The organism is Synechococcus sp. GFB01, from assembly GCF_001039265.1.
Classification (GTDB): domain Bacteria; phylum Cyanobacteriota; class Cyanobacteriia; order PCC-6307; family Cyanobiaceae; genus NIES-981.
The window spans coordinates 1-16,936 of sequence record NZ_LFEK01000010.1 but is presented as its reverse complement, the minus strand read 5'-3'; the positions used below and the strand labels follow the sequence as shown (position 1 = coordinate 16,936).

Annotated in this window: 7 protein-coding genes and 2 pseudogenes; 3 read left to right on the top strand and 6 right to left on the bottom strand. The window is 68.4% G+C overall.

Features of this window, described 5'->3' with window-relative positions; translation table 11 throughout:
* Window positions 1–5: 5 nt before the first annotated feature.
* From purF to SYNGFB01_RS01875, 6 genes and pseudogenes are all read right to left on the bottom strand, one after another.
* The gene (gene purF / locus SYNGFB01_RS01905; protein ID WP_082325802.1) at window positions 6–1,568 is read right to left on the bottom strand and encodes an amidophosphoribosyltransferase; all 1,563 of its coding nucleotides are present in this window, start codon (window positions 1,566–1,568) and stop codon (window positions 6–8) included.
* Between the two features lie 20 nt (window positions 1,569–1,588).
* The gene (gene purL / locus SYNGFB01_RS01900) at window positions 1,589–3,997 is read right to left on the bottom strand and encodes a phosphoribosylformylglycinamidine synthase subunit PurL (protein WP_048016699.1); all 2,409 of its coding nucleotides are present in this window, start codon (window positions 3,995–3,997) and stop codon (window positions 1,589–1,591) included.
* An 831-nt stretch (window positions 3,998–4,828) separates the two neighbouring features.
* Window positions 4,829–5,974, bottom strand: coding sequence for a DNA polymerase III subunit beta (gene dnaN / locus SYNGFB01_RS01890; RefSeq protein WP_048016698.1), 1,146 nt, complete (start codon window positions 5,972–5,974; stop codon window positions 4,829–4,831).
* 395 nt (window positions 5,975–6,369) lie between these two features.
* Window positions 6,370–7,473, bottom strand: a complete 1,104-nt coding sequence (gene thrC / locus SYNGFB01_RS01885; RefSeq protein WP_048016697.1) for a threonine synthase — start codon at window positions 7,471–7,473, stop codon at window positions 6,370–6,372.
* 28 nt (window positions 7,474–7,501) lie between these two features.
* A complete protein-coding gene (locus SYNGFB01_RS01880) occupies window positions 7,502–8,074 on the bottom strand; it encodes an alpha/beta hydrolase (protein ID WP_369795453.1) in 573 nt (190 codons plus the stop codon).
* 45 nt (window positions 8,075–8,119) lie between these two features.
* Window positions 8,120–9,990, bottom strand: a pseudogene (locus SYNGFB01_RS01875) (ABC1 kinase family protein).
* Between the two features lie 100 nt (window positions 9,991–10,090).
* On the opposite strand from SYNGFB01_RS01875, the gene recN reads away from it, so the two are divergent.
* The 3 genes and pseudogenes from recN to SYNGFB01_RS01860 form a co-directional block, all read left to right on the top strand.
* Entirely contained in the window at window positions 10,091–11,776 is a 1,686-nt protein-coding gene (gene recN, locus SYNGFB01_RS01870; protein ID WP_048016695.1) for a DNA repair protein RecN, read from the top strand.
* Window positions 11,777–11,824: 48 nt separating this feature from the next.
* Window positions 11,825–14,789: pseudogene (gene uvrA / locus SYNGFB01_RS01865) on the top strand (excinuclease ABC subunit UvrA).
* A 201-nt stretch (window positions 14,790–14,990) separates the two neighbouring features.
* On the top strand, window positions 14,991–16,936 hold a 1,946-nt coding region (locus SYNGFB01_RS01860), incomplete at its 3' end, for an HAD family hydrolase (RefSeq protein WP_048016694.1).

The following is a 16,936-nucleotide window of genomic DNA, read 5'->3' as shown; positions in this document are numbered from 1 at the left end:
ACGGACTAAACGGGGGCGGCAGCCACTCCGGCCGGTTCGAGCATCAGCTTGCTGTTGCGCACGGCCTCATCCATCTCGATCGGATAGGCGCCGTCGAAACAGGCGGTGCAGAAGTGCTCGGAATGGGACAAGGCGGCATCGACCATCCCCTGCTTGCTCAGGTAGGCGAGGGAATCGACACCCAGGTGAGCGGCGATCTCGGCCAGGCTGAGCCGTGCTGCGATCAATTGGTCCTGGGTGTCGGTATCGATGCCGTAAAAGCAGGGGTGGGTCACCGGCGGCGAACTGATGCGCATGTGCACCTCGGTGGCACCGGCCTCCCGCAGGGCGGCCACGAGCTTGCGGCTGGTGGTGCCGCGCACGATCGAATCGTCGATCACCACCACCNGCTTGCCGGCGAGCACGTCCGGCAGGGGGTTGAGCTTGACGCGGATGCCGGCCTCGCGCATCGCCTGGGTGGGCTGAATGAAGGTGCGGCCCACATAACGGTTCTTGATCAGGCCATCGCCGAAGGGAATCCCGCTCACCTGGGAATAACCGATCGCCGCCGGGATGCCTGAGTCGGGAACACCGATCACGATGTCAGCCTCGACAGGGGTTTCGCGGGCCAGCGCCTCCCCGATGCGCACCCTGTAGCTGTAGAGGGACTCACCGAAGAAACGGCTGTCGGGGCGGGCGAAATAGATCATCTCGAACACGCACAACTTGGGCGGTTCGTCGATCCAGCGGCTCCGCAGAGGCTGCGGATCACCCAGGCGGAAGTGAATGAGTTCACCGGGCCGCACATCGTCGTCATAGACGGCACCGATGATGTCGAGACCGCAGGTCTCGCTGCTCACCACCCAGCGGGCCTCCGCCGCATCCCCAAGGTGGCCGAACACCAGCGGCCGGATCCCGTGACCGTCGCGAAGGGCGTAGAGACCCTCGGGTGTGCCGATCACCAGACTGAAGGCACCGCGGCAGCGACCGGCCGCCTGGCGGATCGCCGCGTCCCAGCCCAGGCCGGCGTTGACCGCCGCCTGCACCGCGAAGGCGATCAATTCGGAATCGGTGGTGGAGGTGAGTTCAGTGGCCTGATCGTCGAGCGCCAGGCGCAGTTCGGCCGCGTTCACGAGATTGCCGTTGTGCGCCAGCGCCAGTGGACCGAGCCGGGTGCTGAGCAGCACCGGCTGGGCGTTGCAGACCCTGCTGCTGCCGGTGGTGGAGTAACGGGTGTGGCCGATCGCCAGATGACCGGGCAGGCGCTCCAGCACCTCCTGGTCGAACACCTGGCTCACCAGGCCCATGTCCTTGTGCAGGCGCACCTTGCCGTCGCCGCCGAAGACGGCGATACCGGCCGACTCCTGCCCGCGGTGCTGCAGGGCATAGAGCCCGAAATAGCTCAGGTTGGCCACCGGCTGGTCGGCGGCCAGCACGGCGTAGACGCCACAGGCTTCCTCCGGCTTGTCGGGGCGCTGCTCGATCCCGGCTTCATGCCCGGCGAGATTGTCCCCGGGCCAGGGCTCCGGCAGCAGCCGATCGGTCAGCACGGGCCCAGCTGGATTCGTCTTTACTTCAACATTGTGCATCAGGCCACGCCGCCACGGCCTCAGGCGGTGGGGGGAAGATCCACACCCATGCGGCGCGGGATCGCCTGCTCGAAGTGGTCAGCCATCAGAGCCATCGGGAGCTGAAGCAGAGCCTCTCCGGCCCGACGGATGAGCAGGCTGGGCTGCGCCGTCACCACACCCAGCCGTTCAGCGGGGATCGACGCTGCCGCCAGAGCCTGCTCCCAGGCTGGATGGCGATCCACCGGCACGCTCACCAGGATCCTGCCTCCACCTTCGGCGAAGAGCTGACGGTCAAGCCGACCGGCTGCGGGCGGCAGATCCAGTTCGGCCCCGAGCAGCCCGACCGGCTTGGATGCGATGCAGCATTCCGCCGCAGCCACGGCCAGGCCGCCATCGCTGAGGTCGTGGGCGGAGGCCACCAGGCCGGCGGTGATCGCCTCGCGCAGGAAGGTCTGCACGGCCTTCTCCAGAGCCAGATCGATCAGCGGCGGGCGCCCGGTGACCGCGCCATGGAGCCGCTCGAGGTAGCTGCTGCCGGCCAGGGAGACCCGCGGATCGCCGGCCTCGGCCAGCGGCACTCCCAGCAGCCAGATCACATCGCCGGGTTCGCGCCAGGCGTGACCGCGCACATGCGCCAGATCGTGCACCAGGCCCACCATGCCCACCACGGGCGTGGGGTGGATCGGCTGCATGGTGCCGTCGGGGAGGCGGGTCTCATTGTAGAGGGAGACATTGCCGCCGGTGACAGGGGTCTCCAGGGCCGTGCAGGCGGCGGAGAGCCCCCGGCAGGTCATCGCCAGCTGCCAGTAGCCGGTGGGGGTTTCGGGTGAGGGGAAGTTGAGGTTGTCGGTGATCGCCAGAGGCTCGGCGCCGACGCAGCTGAGGTTGCGGGCCGCCTCGGCCACCGCCGCCATGCCCCCGCGCTCGGGATCGAGGGCCACCCAGCGGTTGGGACAGTCGACCACGGCCGCCACGCCGCGCCGTGAGGCGGTGAGGGACCCTTTGCCCTGCTGGGGCCGCAACCGCACCACCGCCGCATCGGCGCCGCCGGGGGGCACCACGGTGTTGGCCTGCACCTGGTGGTCGTACTGGCGGTACACCCAGCGCTTGGAGGCGATGGTGGGATCGTCGAGCAACGCCAGCAGGGCCTTGTTCCAGCTGGTGGGCTGGCCAGCGCGAGGGCCGGAGGCCGGAGTGATGCCGGCAGCGCCGGCGGCGGGCAGCTCGGCCTCGCTCCAGCGCCAGTGGGCCTGGATGTCGGCCGGTGGTTCGCTGATCAGCTCGTGGCGGTTGATCGGGGTGTCGTCGGCCAGGGCACTGGCTGGCACCTCGGCGGCCACCGCCCCGTGCTGCAGCACCCGCACCACGTTCTCCGCGAGCACGCGGCCCACCACCGCCGCCTGCAGGCCCCAGCGGGTGAAGCGGGCCATGAGTGCCTGTTCACGGCCGGGCTTCACCACGAACAGCATCCGCTCCTGGGATTCGCTGAGCAGGAATTCATAGGGGGTCATGCCGGCCTCGCGGGCGGGCACGCGGTCGAGATCCAGCTCGATGCCAAGGCCTCCCTTGGCGGCCATCTCCGAGCAGCTGCAGGTGAGGCCGGCGGCGCCCATGTCCTGCGCGGCCACCACATCACCGCTCTGGAAGGCCTCCAGGCAGGCCTCGATCAGCCCCTTCTCGAGGAAGGGATCGCCCACCTGCACGGCGGGTCGGTCGTCGAGGGAGGCCTCGCTGAGCTCGGCGCTCGCGAAGCTGGCCCCACCCATGCCGTCACGGCCGGTGGTGCTGCCTACATACACCACTGGATAGCCCACCCCCTCGGCACCGGAGCACACGATCTGCTCGGTCTCCATCAGGCCGAGAGCCATGGCGTTCACCAGCGGGTTGCCGGAATAACTGGCATCGAACGCCACCTCACCGCCCACGGTGGGCACGCCCACGCAGTTGCCGTAGTGGGCGATGCCGGCCACCACGCCTTCCATCAGGCCGACGTTGCGCTCGTCCTCCAGCGGGCCAAAGCGCAGGGCGTTGAGCAGGGCGATCGGCCGGGCGCCCATGGTGAAGATGTCGCGCAGGATGCCGCCCACGCCCGTGGCCGCGCCCTGGAACGGCTCCACGGCCGAGGGGTGGTTGTGGCTCTCGATCTTGAAGGCCAGGCGCTGACCCTCGCCCAGATCCACCACGCCGGCGTTCTCGCCAGGGCCCACCAGGATGCGCGGGCCGCTGGTGGGNAAGCCCTGCAGCAGGGGCCGGGAATTGCGGTAGCAGCAGTGCTCCGACCACATCACGCCGAACATGCCCAGCTCGGCTCGGTTGGGGGCACGGCCGAGGCGGCGGCAGATCTCGTCGTAGTCGGACTGGCTGAGGTTCTCCTTCTTCAGCGCGTCGGCAAGGGGGGCATCGGGTGCAGGGACGTCGGGAGTGGCGGTCTCAGGAGCTGCTACCACGGCCTGCTGTTCGGATCGCTCCAGTGTGGCTGAGCACCTCAGATCCAGGGATCCTCGTCGTCGCGCCGTCTGGCGCGGCCAGGGCCGGAACCCCGATCGGGATCGGGTGGCGGCTGCCGGCGGCGCGGCTGAGGCTGATCCCAGAATTCATCCCAGGGCTCAGCCGAGCGCTCCTCGCCAGGCCACTCGGGNCCGGCCCGACGGCCGAGTCATCCTGCCAGGGGGGCTGGTCGAGCCAGCCCTCGAGACGCTGCTCGAAGCGATCACCCACCTGCTGCACCTGATCGCGCCAGCGCCTGGAGCGGCGCAGCAGCTCCTGACGCACGCTGGCTCGGGCCAGGGGCAGATCATCCAGGCCNTCGAGGGCGGTGAACACCTGGCCGGGCTGCTGATCGACGATGCGATCGGGCGTGAGGCGCCAGCGGCTGCTGCCGGGCAGGCGTGGATCACTCCGACTCACCAGATAATGGAGGATCCGCCCGGTGCGGAGCTCGAAGGCGGCATCGGCCACCAGGCCGATCGCCTCGCGACGACCATCGAGCAGTGTGGCCTCGATCAGCGTGGGCAGCCGCTCCACCGTGGCCTGGTCGGTGTCGGCAGGCTCCCCCTTCACCAGGGCCTCGAGCTCGACCAGCCCTCGCAGCTGATCGAGGCGCCACACCTGCCGCCGCGTGCCGAAGGCCGAGGGCCTGCTCACCCAGCCCAGCACCCGATGCACCGGCGGGTGCATCCACACCGCAGCTCCGGGGCCATGGTCGAGGCCCTGATCACAGCGCACGCGTCGGCGCAGCAGATCGGACAACAGCAGCTGCTCGGGCAGGGCCACCCCGCTCAGCTGCGGATCTGCACCGGCATCACCAGGTAGGTGAAGGCCGCCTCATCGGCGGCCCGCAGCACCGCCGGGGTGGTGGGCGCATTGCAGTGGAGCACCACCTGATCGGCGCCCATGGCCTTGAGACCATCCAGCAGGTAGCGCACATTGAAAGCGATCTGGATCGGCTCGCCGCTGTTCTCGGCCGGCACGGATTCGGAGCCGCTGCCCACATCCTGCGCATCGGCCTGGATCAGCAGCTCACCGGCGTGATCGGTGCTGAGCTTCACCACGTTGTTGTGCTGATCGGCGAGCACCGCCACGCGCTCGAGGGCCGCGATCAGACTGCGACGATCGACACGGATCGTGCGGCTGAAGCTCTCGGGAATCAGCTGGCGATAGTTGGGGTAGGTGCCATCGAGACTGCGGCTGGTGAGCACCTGATCGGCCCACAGGAACACCACCTGACCCCGGTCGCAGAAGAGTGCCAGAGGCTCCTCCGACTGGCGACCGGTGAGCAGCCGCTCGAGCTCACGCAGGGAGCGGGCCGGTACGGTCACGGCGAAGGGTTCGCCTGCCGCGTCGTGCTCCCCGAGCGGCCCGCCATGGGCCAGACGCAACACCGCCAGGCGATGGCCATCGGTGGCGGCGCACTCGAGCCCATCGGCATCGAGATGCAGATGCACCCCCGTGAGCAGCTGCTTGGCCTCATCGCTGCTGCTGGCGAAGAGGGTGGCGCGCAGGCCCTTGACCAGGGCTTCGGCCTCCAGCCGGATCGGCTGGCCGCTCTGCACGAGAGGCAGGTCGGGGAAATCCTCCGCCGGCATGCCGCGCATCTGGTAGCTGCCGGAAAGGCTGGTGAGCTCAACCTGCTCGGCCGTGTCGGCAGCCTCCAGGGTGATCGGGGAGTCGGCCGGCAGACGACTGACGATCTCCCCNAGCAGCCGCGCCGGCAGCGTGATCGCACCGCTGGACTGCACGGAGGCGGGCAGGGTGGTCTGGATGCCGAGGTTGAGGTCGAAGCCGGTGAGGCTGAGCCGGCCGGTGCCCTCATCGGCCGTGAGCAGCACATTGGCCAGCACCGGATGGGTGGGCCGGGCGGCCACGGCGCGGCTCACCAGCTGCAGGCTGGAGCTGAGTTCCGACTGGGAGCAGACCAGCTTCATGGGCTGAGGGCAAGGCGAGCCGGAGGCCGCCCGATGAGCGTCCCACCCTTCCACAGACCGGACGGTTACGCAACGGTCGGTTCCCCCTTCCCGGCGCGGTTGATTCCGGTTCCATCAAAGGATTGAAAGAGAACCATCAAGACCGTCGTAGTAGGGACTGGGGAATTGCGGAAAAGCCCTGCTCGCCCCAGTTGTGACCGGTGTTCCGGGCCACGATCGCCCGGGGATGGGGGAGCGCTGACTGGGGAAGGGAGAGACCTCCTGCGGCGATGTCCGGCGATGCGGAAATCCGGTGCCCTCCCTGCCGCCATCCCCTCGTGACGCATTCCGCAGATTGACTGCTGCTTTTCCGCAGTCGAAGCCGGCTTCGGCGAGGGCCGCTTCCTGGACCGGACTCAGAAGCCCATCACCTTGGCGACCACCGCCGTGTCGGCTTCCAGGCCGGTGTGGAAGCGGGCTTCGTTGTGCTCGATCGCGGTGGTGGGGTCCTTGAGGCCGTTGCCGGTGAGCACGCACACCACCGTGGCGCCGCTGGGCACCTCGTCGCCCCGCTTCAGCAGGCCGGCCACGGAGGCGGCGCTGGCGGGCTCGCAGAACACACCCTCCTGGCTGCCCAGCAGCTTGTAGGCGTCGATGATTTCCGCATCGGTGACGGCCATGAAGTCGCCGCCGCTCTCCTGGCGCACCTGCAGGGCCTTCTCCCGGTTCACCGGATTGCCGATGCGGATGGCGGTGGCGATCGTGTCGGGCTGCTCCACGGTGTGCCCCAGCACCAGCGGGGCGGATCCGGCTGCCTGGAAGCCCATCATCCTCGGCAGGCCGCGGCAATGCCCTGCCTGGCGGTATTCGTTGAAGCCCATCCAGTAGGCGGTGATGTTGCCGGCATTGCCCACGGGAATGCACAGCCAGTCGGGCGCCTCGCCGAGGGCATCCACCACTTCGAAGGCCGCCGTCTTCTGGCCCTGCAGGCGGTAGGGATTCACCGAGTTCACCAGGGTGATCGGGTAGGTGTCAGCCACCTCCTGCACGATCGCCAGGGCCCGGTCGAAGTTGCCCTGGATGGCAATCACCTCGNCGCCGTAGAGGAGCGCCTGAGCCAGTTTTCCCTGGGCGACATAGCCATCCGGAATCAGCACGAAGGCGCGCATGCCGCCGCGGCGGGCATAGGCGGCGGCCGCGGCGGAGGTGTTGCCGGTGCTGGCGCAGATCACCGCTTCGGAGCCCGCCTCCCTGGCCTTGGAGATGGCCATGGTCATGCCCCGGTCCTTGAAGGAGCCGGTGGGGTTGAGGCCGTCGTACTTGAGGAACACCCGCACCCTGCGGCCGATGCGTGCGGCGATGGCAGGGGCCGGGATCAGTGGGGTGGCGCCCTCCCGCAGGGTGATCACGGGGGTTGACTCGCTCACCGGGAGCCAGGGCCGGTAGGCCTCGATCAGGCCGGGCCAGTCGTGCAGGGAGGGCCGCTTGCTCAGACGCCGCAGGGATCGGAGCAGGGGCACTGGCCGGCTGGATGCAGTGCTGGCGAATCTACGGCTCGGGTTTCGCCGCTCCAGCCTCGGGCTGGCTGCTGCCCTTCAGGCCATCGAGAGGGGATTCGGAAAAGAAGCGCACCAGATCGGAGATCGACTCGGTCTTGTTGATCAGGCTCAGCAGGGCCGGAATGCTCACCTCGATCTCCCGGCTGGGATAGGCCCGCAGGAAGGACAGAGCCGTGACCGATCCCTTTCCTTCCGCCAGGGCCATCACCACGGCGGAGCGGAGCGCGGGCACCCCGACCTGGGATGCCTTGAGGGGATGGACGATCTGGGCAACCCGTTTGAGGATCGCCTCGCCGATGCGCGTGTTCAGCAGCCGGCTGACCAGGGTGATCGGCAGGGTCACCGACTGGTTCAGCAACTTGGCCACATCGGCAGGGTTCTGATTGCTGAAGCTGAGCACGTCACTCAGCAGTCCCCGCGCCTCGCCCGTGCGGGCGAGGTGATCGAGGTCGGCCACGGCGATCGAGCGCCGGAAGGCACCGCTCACGAAGACCAGGTTCTCGGCAGCCCGGCCGGCCGGAGTGGCCAGGCAGAGGCTGAGACCCAGCAGGGTCGCCAGCAACCGATGCGGTCTTGAGCGGCGTTGCATGGCAGCAGCGTAGGTGGTTCAGGCGGTGGCCAGTCCCGGGGCCACCAGCAGATCGCGCACCAGCCGCACCACACTCCGCTCCGCCAGCCCCCTGGCCAGATCGGTGCCCATCCGCCGCAGTTCCGGTTCTCCCAGCAGTCGCGGCAGGCGCCGCAGCAACAGCTGAGGTTCAAATCCCGGCAGCGCGCGGAGGATGCTGAGCAACTGCTGGATCGGCTCGAGATCCAGCAGGGTTCGTTGGCGTCCAGAACCGATCGCTGGCGCAGTCCCGGCGGCTGCAGTCGCGTCGGCAGCCGCTTGCCGATGCGCAACGTGGTCTGCCAGGCCAGGACATCGATCCGATGCACCATGGCCTCCACCAGTTGCTGGCGGAGCAGGCCGCCATTGGCGGAAAAGAGGAAATCGAGCACCTCATCGAGCAGGCTCTCGAGATCCAGCTGGCTGCCCTGGGCGGCGCTGGCGATCAGGTTGTCGAGCCGCTGCCAGCGGAAGACCTCGCCATCGAAGAGCATCTCCTTGAGGCTCTGGCGCAGGCTGGGATCGGGATCCTCCATCAGCCGCCGTGCGAAGTAGGGGTAGGCGGCGCCGAGGATCTTGAAGTCGGGATCCACGCTCAGGGCGATGCCCTCCAGCGTCACGAGCGAGCGGATGATCAGGGCGTAGTAGGGCGGCACCCGGAAGGGGAAGCGGTACATCACGCCGGAGAGGTCATCGGTGACCGCCTTGAAGTCGAGGCGGCTCACACCCATCTCCAGCGCCTGCCCGAACACCTGCTCGAAGGCCGGCACGATCGGCTCGAGGTTCACATCCTCGGCCAGGAATCCCAGGCTCACGAAGTCCTGGCTGAGCTTGCCGAAGTTGCGGTTCACCAGATGCACCACCGCCTGGATCAGTCCGGTGCGGCTTTCGCGGCTCACCTCGCTCATCATGCCGAAATCGAGGTAGGCCAGGCGGCCATCCGGCAGCGCCAGAAGATTCCCAGGGTGGGGATCGGCATGGAAGAAGCCGTGCTCGAGGAGCTGCTCGAGGCTGCAGTTCACCCCGACCGACACGAGTTCGTCGGGATCGATGCCCAGCTCACGCACCGCCGCCAGGTTGGTGAGCTTCACCCCGTCGATCCACTCCATGGTGAGAACCCGCCGGCTGGTCGCCTCGTGGTGGATGCGCGGCACCGCGATGCGCGGGTTGTGGGCGTGCAGGGCGGCGAACCGCTCGGCGTTGCTGGCTTCGTTGCAGTAGTCCATCTCCTCGAACACCCGCGTGCCCAGCTCATCGATCAGGGCCACCAGATCGGAGCGGATCAGGCCCACGTTGCGGTTCAGCCAGGCGGCGATGTTGCGCACGATGTAGAGATCGAGCGTGATCTGTTCGCGCAGGCCAGGGCGTTGCACCTTTACCGCCACCCTCTGGCCGTCCTTGAGCGTGCCGCGGTGCACCTGGCCGAGCGATGCCGCGGAGATCGGCTCCCGCTCCAGGCTGGCGTAGACCGCCTCCACCGGCTGGCCGAGGTCCTCCTCGATGCAGGCCATCGCCAGGTCCGGGTCGAAGCCGGGAAGCTGGTCCTGCAGCTGGGCCAGCTCCTCGAGCAGCACCGGCGGCACGATGTCGGGCCGGGTGGAGAGGGCCTGACCGGCCTTGATGAAGGCCGGGCCGAGGGAGGCCACCAGATCGGCCGCCTCCTTGGCCCGGGCGCGGGCATGATCGGGATCCCTGATCCGCTGGGTGAGCCAGTCGGTGGTCACGCCCAGCAGGTAGAGCCCGATCGGTACCAGGGTCTGCCAGACACGCCGCAGCAGCCGTTGCGGATGGCCGGCGTAGATCCGGCTGATCGCGGCCGGGTCGTACTCCAGCAGGCCGGCGGCTTCGATGAAGTCGCTGGTGCTCTCCATGCCGTGGGCCGTGTGGGGCCGGTTGAGGTCGATCCTCTTCTAAACGAAAGACGCAGCCGCTACGGTCGGGCCCCATACCCTCCGGCTGCCGGACGCGCNTGTGCTCACCGGACTTCGCCTCGAGAACATCGCCCTGATCGAGCAACTGCAGCTCGAGTTCAGCAGTGGATTCACGGTGCTTACCGGCGAGACCGGAGCCGGTAAGTCGATCCTGCTGGATGCCCTCGACGCCCTGCTCGGGGGCGGATCCGGTGGATCCGCGCCGCGGTTGTTGCGCCAGGGTGCCAAGCGCGGGTTGATCGAGNCGAGTTTCAGCCTCACACCGCCGCTGCAGGCCTGGCTGGAGCGGCAGCAGCTGGAGGTGGAGGAGGGAGAGATCCTGATCAGCCGTGAGTGGCGGCTGAGCGAAGGTCGACTGAGCAGTCGGCATCGCCTTCAGGGGGTCGCCGTAGGTCGCCCCCAGATCCAGGAGCTCAGGCCTCTGCTCATCGATCTCACCATGCAGGGTCAGACCCAGCAGCTGGCCCGGCCCGGTCAGCAGCGCCGCTGGTTGGATCGGTTCGCGGGGGAGACCCTCCAGCAGCAGCTCGTGCCGGCGATGGCCGCGTACCGCGCCTGGAAGCAGGCTGCCGCTGCCCTGCAGGAGGCCCAGGCCAGCTGGCAGCAGATGGAGCAGGAGCGGCAGCACCAGGAACAGCTGCTGGCCGATCTGGAGGCGGCCGAACTGGAGGATCCGTGCGAGCGGCAGCGGCTTCTGGCGGAGGAGAACCGCCTCGCCCATGGCGTGCGGCTCCAGGAGGGGGTGATGACCCTGATCGGCCGGCTGCTGGAGGGAGCGGAACAGGCACCGTCGGTGCTGGATCACCTGGCCGCCTGTGAGCTGGAGCTGCTCCAGATGCAGCAGCTCGATCCCGCCGTGGCCGAACTGGCCGGTCGCTGCAGCGATGGCCTCGCCCTGCTGCAGGATCTGGCCCGCGATCTCGACCGCTACGGCGCGGTCCTGGAGAGCGATCCCGAAAGCCTGGCTCAGCTGCAGGAGCGCATCGCCCAGCTCAAGGGGCTGGAGCGCCGCCATGGCAAGGATCTCGGCGAGCTGATCGCCTGGCGCGACCAGCTGCGGCAGCGGCTCGCGCCAGGCGGCGCCGATGCCGGTCTGGAGGCGCTGCAAGCCGCCGAGGCCTCGGCGCGGAGTCGGCGTGATCGGCTCAATGCCGCTCTCAGCGAGGCCAGGCGACTGGCGGCGGCCCGGCTGCAGGAGCAACTGATGGCGGCGCTGCGACCGATGGGGCTGGCCCATGTGCGCTTCGCAGTGCTGATTGAACCGGCTCCCCCCGGCGAGGAGGGTGCAGATGCCGTGCAGTTCCTCTTCTCCGCCAACCCCGGCCAGCCTCTGGCTCCCCTGGCCGAGGTGGCATCCGGTGGGGAGATGAGCCGCTTCCTGCTGGCCCTGAAGACCTGCCTGGCTGCCGCCGATCCCCATGTCACCCTGCTCTTCGACGAGATCGACGCGGGCGTGAGTGGTCGCGTCAGCGGCGCCATGGCGGAGCTGCTGCGACGCCTGGCGGACCGCCGGCAGGTGTTCTGCGTCACGCACCAGCCGTTGGTGGCGGCGGCGGCCGACCACCACCTCCAGGTGCGCAAGGAGGTGCACGACGGCTCCACCGTGACCCGAGTGTCCCACCTGCGGGACGTTCAGGCCCGCCAGGCCGAACTGGCCGAACTGGCCGGTGGCGATTCCGGGGAGGCCCGCAGCTACGCCGCCAGCCTGCTCAAACGGGCCGCCTGAGCACCCCAGGAGATCCGCCGTAGACTCATCCGTTCCCGAGCCGGCTGGATGCCCCGCGCCCTCGCCCAGAGCGTGAACGAAAAGGCCGCCCTGATGAGCCTCAACGGCGGCTCACTCGAGGAGGTGATCCGGGTCCGGGGTGCTCGACAGCACAACCTCAAGAACGTCGATCTGACGATTCCACGCAACCGGCTGGTGGTGTTCACGGGCGTCAGCGGCAGCGGCAAGAGCTCGCTGGCCTTCGACACGATCTTCGCCGAGGGGCAACGGCGCTATGTGGAAAGCCTCTCGGCCTATGCCCGTCAGTTTCTCGGGCAGGTCGACAAGCCCGACGTCGACGCGATCGAGGGCCTGTCCCCGGCCATCTCGATCGACCAGAAATCCACCAGCCATAACCCCCGCTCCACCGTCGGCACGGTCACCGAGATCCAGGACTATCTGCGCCTGCTGTTCGGCCGCGCCGGTGAGCCCCACTGCCCGGAGTGCGACCGATCGATCCGGCCCCAGTCGATCGATGAGATGGTGGATCAGATCCTCAGGCTGCCGGAGGGCACCCGCTACCAGCTGCTCGCTCCGGTGGTGCGGGGCAAGAAGGGAACGCATGTGAAGCTGCTGAGTGGCCTGGTGGCCGAGGNCTTCGCCCGCGTGCGCATCAACGGCGAGGTGCGTGAGCTGGCCGACAACATCGAGCTCGACAAGAACCACAGCCATCACATCGAGGTTGTGGTCGACCGGCTCGTCGCCCGCGACGGTATCCAGGAGCGGCTCACCGATTCGCTGCGCACCGCCCTCAAGCGCGGCGATGGCCTGGCGTTGGTGGAGGTGGTGCCCAAGGCCGATCAGGCGCTGCCGGAGGGGATCGAGCGGGAGCGGCTCTATTCCGAGAACTTCGCCTGCCCGGTGCACGGGGCGGTGATGGAGGAGCTCTCGCCGCGGCTGTTCTCGTTCAACAGCCCCTACGGCGCCTGCGCCGACTGCCACGGCATCGGCCATCTGCGCAAGTTCACCGTGGAGCGGGTGATCCCCGATCCCTCGCTGCCGGTCTATGCCGCCGTGGCGCCCTGGGCCGAGAAGGACAACGCCTACTACTTCTCGCTGCTCTATTCGGTGGGCGAGGCGTTCGGGTTCGAGATCAAGACCCCCTGGAATCAGCTCAGCCCCGAGCAGCACGAAGTGCTGCTGCACGGTTCACGCGAGCCATCCCGATCCAGGCCGACAGCCGCTATCGCCGCTCCCAGACCTACGTGAGGCCCTTCGAGGGCATCCTGCCGATCCTGGAGCGCCAGCTGCGCGACGCCAGTGGAGAGGCGATGCGCCAGAAGCTCGAGAAGTATCTCGAGCTGGTGCCCTGTGCCACCTGTCAGGGGCTGCGCCTGCGGCCCGAGGCCCTGGCGGTGCGGGTGGGGCCCTACCGGATCCATGAGCTCACCTCCACCAGCGTGGCCGAGAGTCTGCGCCGCATCGAGCAGCTGATGGGCGTGGGCGAGAGCGAGGGGTCCGCACCGCTGCTCTCGGACCGCCAGATCCAGATCGGTGATCTGGTGCTGCGGGAGATCCGTCTGCGGCTGAAGTTTCTGCTGGATGTGGGGCTCGACTACCTGAGCCTCGACCGGCCGGCGATGACGCTCAGTGGTGGGGAGGCCCAGCGGATCCGCCTGGCCACCCAGATCGGTGCCGGCCTCACCGGGGTGCTCTACGTGCTGGATGAACCGAGCATCGGTCTGCACCAGCGCGACAACGACCGGCTGCTCAACACCCTGATCAAGCTGCGGGATCTCGGCAACACCTTGATCGTCGTGGAGCACGACGAGGACACGATCCGCGCCGCCGACCACATCGTTGACATCGGCCCCGGCGCCGGCGTGCATGGCGGTCACATCGTGGCGGAGGGCAGCCTCGCCAACCTGCTGGCGGCCGAGACGTCGCTCACCGGGGCCTATCTGAGCGGCCGGCGAAGCATCCCCACCCCTTCCCAGCGGCGCAGCAGCGGCTCGCGCCGGCTCACCCTGGTGGGCTGCCGCCGCAACAATCTCGGCGGCTTCGATCTGCAGATCCCCTTGGGCCGCCTGGTGTGTGTGACCGGTGTGAGCGGCAGTGGCAAGAGCACGCTGGTGAACGAGCTGCTGCATCCGGCACTCGAACACCAGCTGGGCCTGAAGGTGCCCTTTCCGGCGGGGCTGGACGAACTGCGGGGCATCCAGGCGATCGACAAGGTGATCGTGATCGATCAGAGCCCGATCGGCCGCACCCCCCGCTCCAACCCCGCCACCTACACCGGTGCGTTCGACCCCATCCGCCAGGTGTTCGCCGCCACGGTGGAGGCCAGGCCCGCGGCTACCAGGTGGGCCAGTTCAGCTTCAACGTCAAGGGCGGCCGGTGTGAGGCCTGCAGCGGCCAGGGCGTGAACGTGATCGAGATGAACTTCCTGCCGGATGTCTATGTGCAGTGCGACGTCTGCAAGGGCGCCCGGTACAACCGCGAGACGCTCCAGGTGACCTACAAGGGCCACACCATCGCCGATGTGCTGGAGATGACGGTGGAGCAGGCCTGTGAGGTGTTCTCCGCCATCCCTCAGGCCGCCGATCGCCTGCGCACCCTGGTGGATGTGGGCCTGGGCTACATCAAGCTGGGTCAGCCTGCGCCTACCCTCTCGGGCGGCGAGGCGCAGCGGGTGAAGCTGGCCACCGAGCTCTCCAAGCGGGCCACCGGCAAGACCCTCTACCTGATCGACGAACCCACCACCGGTCTCAGCTTCTACGACGTGCACAAGCTGATGGATGTGATGCAGCGTTTGGTGGACAAGGGCAATTCGATCCTGGTGATCGAGCACAATCTCGATGTGATCCGCTGCTCCGACTGGGTCATCGACCTCGGGCCGGAAGGGGGAGACAAGGGAGGCGAGATCGTGGTGACGGGAACCCCGGAGGAGGTGGCCGAGCATTCCACCAGTCACACGGGGCGTTACCTCAGGCAGGTGCTGGCGCAGCATCCGTCTGCACGGGCGGCGGCCTGAAGTGGGCGTTTCATCACAAATCATTGCCGACCCGCGCCTGCCCAGCGTTCGCTCAGTGGGCTCTCCACACAGCGAGTCTCGCCATCCTGACTGAGACTATTGCTGCGCTGATCGCGCTACTGCAGGGCTGACAGCCAGTCAGATCCCGGCTATCGATAACGACAACCGCCATTGCCGTTCGTCGTTCGCCAGGAGCCCGCCATGGCCGGCCTCTACGTGCTGCATCTGCACCTGCATGGGTTGTTTCGATCCCATGACCTCGAGCTCGGTCGTGATCCCGACACCGGCGGGCAGACCACCTACGTGCTGGAGTTGGCTCGGGCCATGGCGGCCCGTCCCGAGGTGGAGCGGGTCGATGTGGTGACCCGGCTGATCCGCGACAGGCGGGTGTCGGCCGACTACGCGAAGCCCCTCGAGCCCCTGGCACCGGACGCCACGATCCGCCGGTTCGCCTTCGGGCCCAGCCGCTACCTGCGCAAGGAACTTCTCTGGATCCATCTCGATGAGCTGGCCGATGCCCTGGCCGAGGCCTTGCTGGCTCAGGAGCGGCTGCCCGACTGGATCCACGCCCACTACGCCGATGCCGGCTATGTGGGTGCATTGCTGCGTCGCCGCCTCGGCATCCCGCTGGTCTTCACCGCCCATTCGCTCGGGCGGGAGAAGCGGCGACGGCTGCTGGCCGCCGGGCTCGATGCCGTCCAGATCGACAGCCACTACTCCATGGCGCAGCGGATCGACGCCGAGGAGCTGGCTCTGGCCCACAGCAACCTGGTGGTGACGAGCACCCGCCAGGAGCTGGACCACCAGTACGCCCGCTACGGGCGCTTCCGGGCGGACCAGGCCCGGGTGATTCCTCCGGGGGTCGACAGCCGTCAGTTCTTCCCACCCCAGGCCGGTGCCGATGAATCGGCGATCAGGGAACTGATGGCCCCCTTCCTCCGCGATCCGGCCAAGCCACCACTGCTGGCGATCTGCAGAGCCGATCCGCGCAAGAACATCCCGGCGCTGGTGGAGGTGTTCGGCCGGTCGGAGCGCCTGCGGCGGCGCCACAACCTGGTGCTGGTGCTGGGGTGTCGCGATGACCCCCGCCAGCTGGAGACGGCGCAGCGGGATGTGCTCCAGCAGGTATTCGAGCTGGTGGACCGTTATGACCTCTATGGCCAGGTCGCCTATCCGAAGCAGCACCAGCGCAGTCAGATTGCCGAGATCTACCGCTGGGCTTCCCGGCTCGGGGGCGTGTTCGTGAATCCAGCCCTCACAGAGCCCTTCGGGCTCACCCTGCTGGAAGCGGCCGCCAGCGGTCTGCCCGTGGTGGCCACGGATGACGGCGGCCCGCGCGACATTCTCAACCGCTGCCACAACGGTCTGCTGGTGGATGTCTCCGATCTCGATGCTCTGCAGTCGGCGATCGAGCAGAGCCTGGCCGATCCGAATCGCTGGCGCCGCTGGCGCGACAACGGCATCGAGGTGGTCAGCCGCCATTTCAGCTGGGATGCCCACGTCATCCACTACCTGGGGGAGGCTCTGGCCAGCGCCCGGCAGGCGGTGAGTCTGCGCCCCACCCTCTGGTTCCGGCAGGGTCAGGCCGGTTCCGGCCGGCCGCCCCAGCGATTGCTGGTGCTCGATCTCGACGCCAGCCTGTCCTGCCCCGAGCCCGCCAGCCTGGCGGAACTGCGGCGCCGACTGGGCCGGCATCCCGGCCTGGCCCTGGCGGTCTGCACCGGCCGTGGCTACAAGGCTGCTCGCCAGCGCTACGCCGAGCTGCACCTGCCCGATCCCTGCCTCTGGATCAGCAGCTCGGGCACTGAGATCCACATCGCCACACCCCATGGCGATGTGTCGGATCCCCACTGGCAGCGCCATATCGGTCGTCGCTGGGACCGCGCAGCCGTGGAGCGGGCCCTCTCGGAACTGGGCACTCGGCTGGAGCTGCAACCCGAGGCTGATCAGGGACCCTTCAAGGTGAGCTACACGCTCACCGAACCCGATCAGGGGATCATCCCGCTGGTGCGCCAGACCCTTCGCCAGCACAGGTTGCTGGCCCGGCCCCACCTCTTCCACCACTGGTATCTCGATGTGCTGCCGCTGACCGCCTCCAAGACCGAGGCCCTGCGATACATGGCCCTCCGCTGGCAGATGCCGCTCGG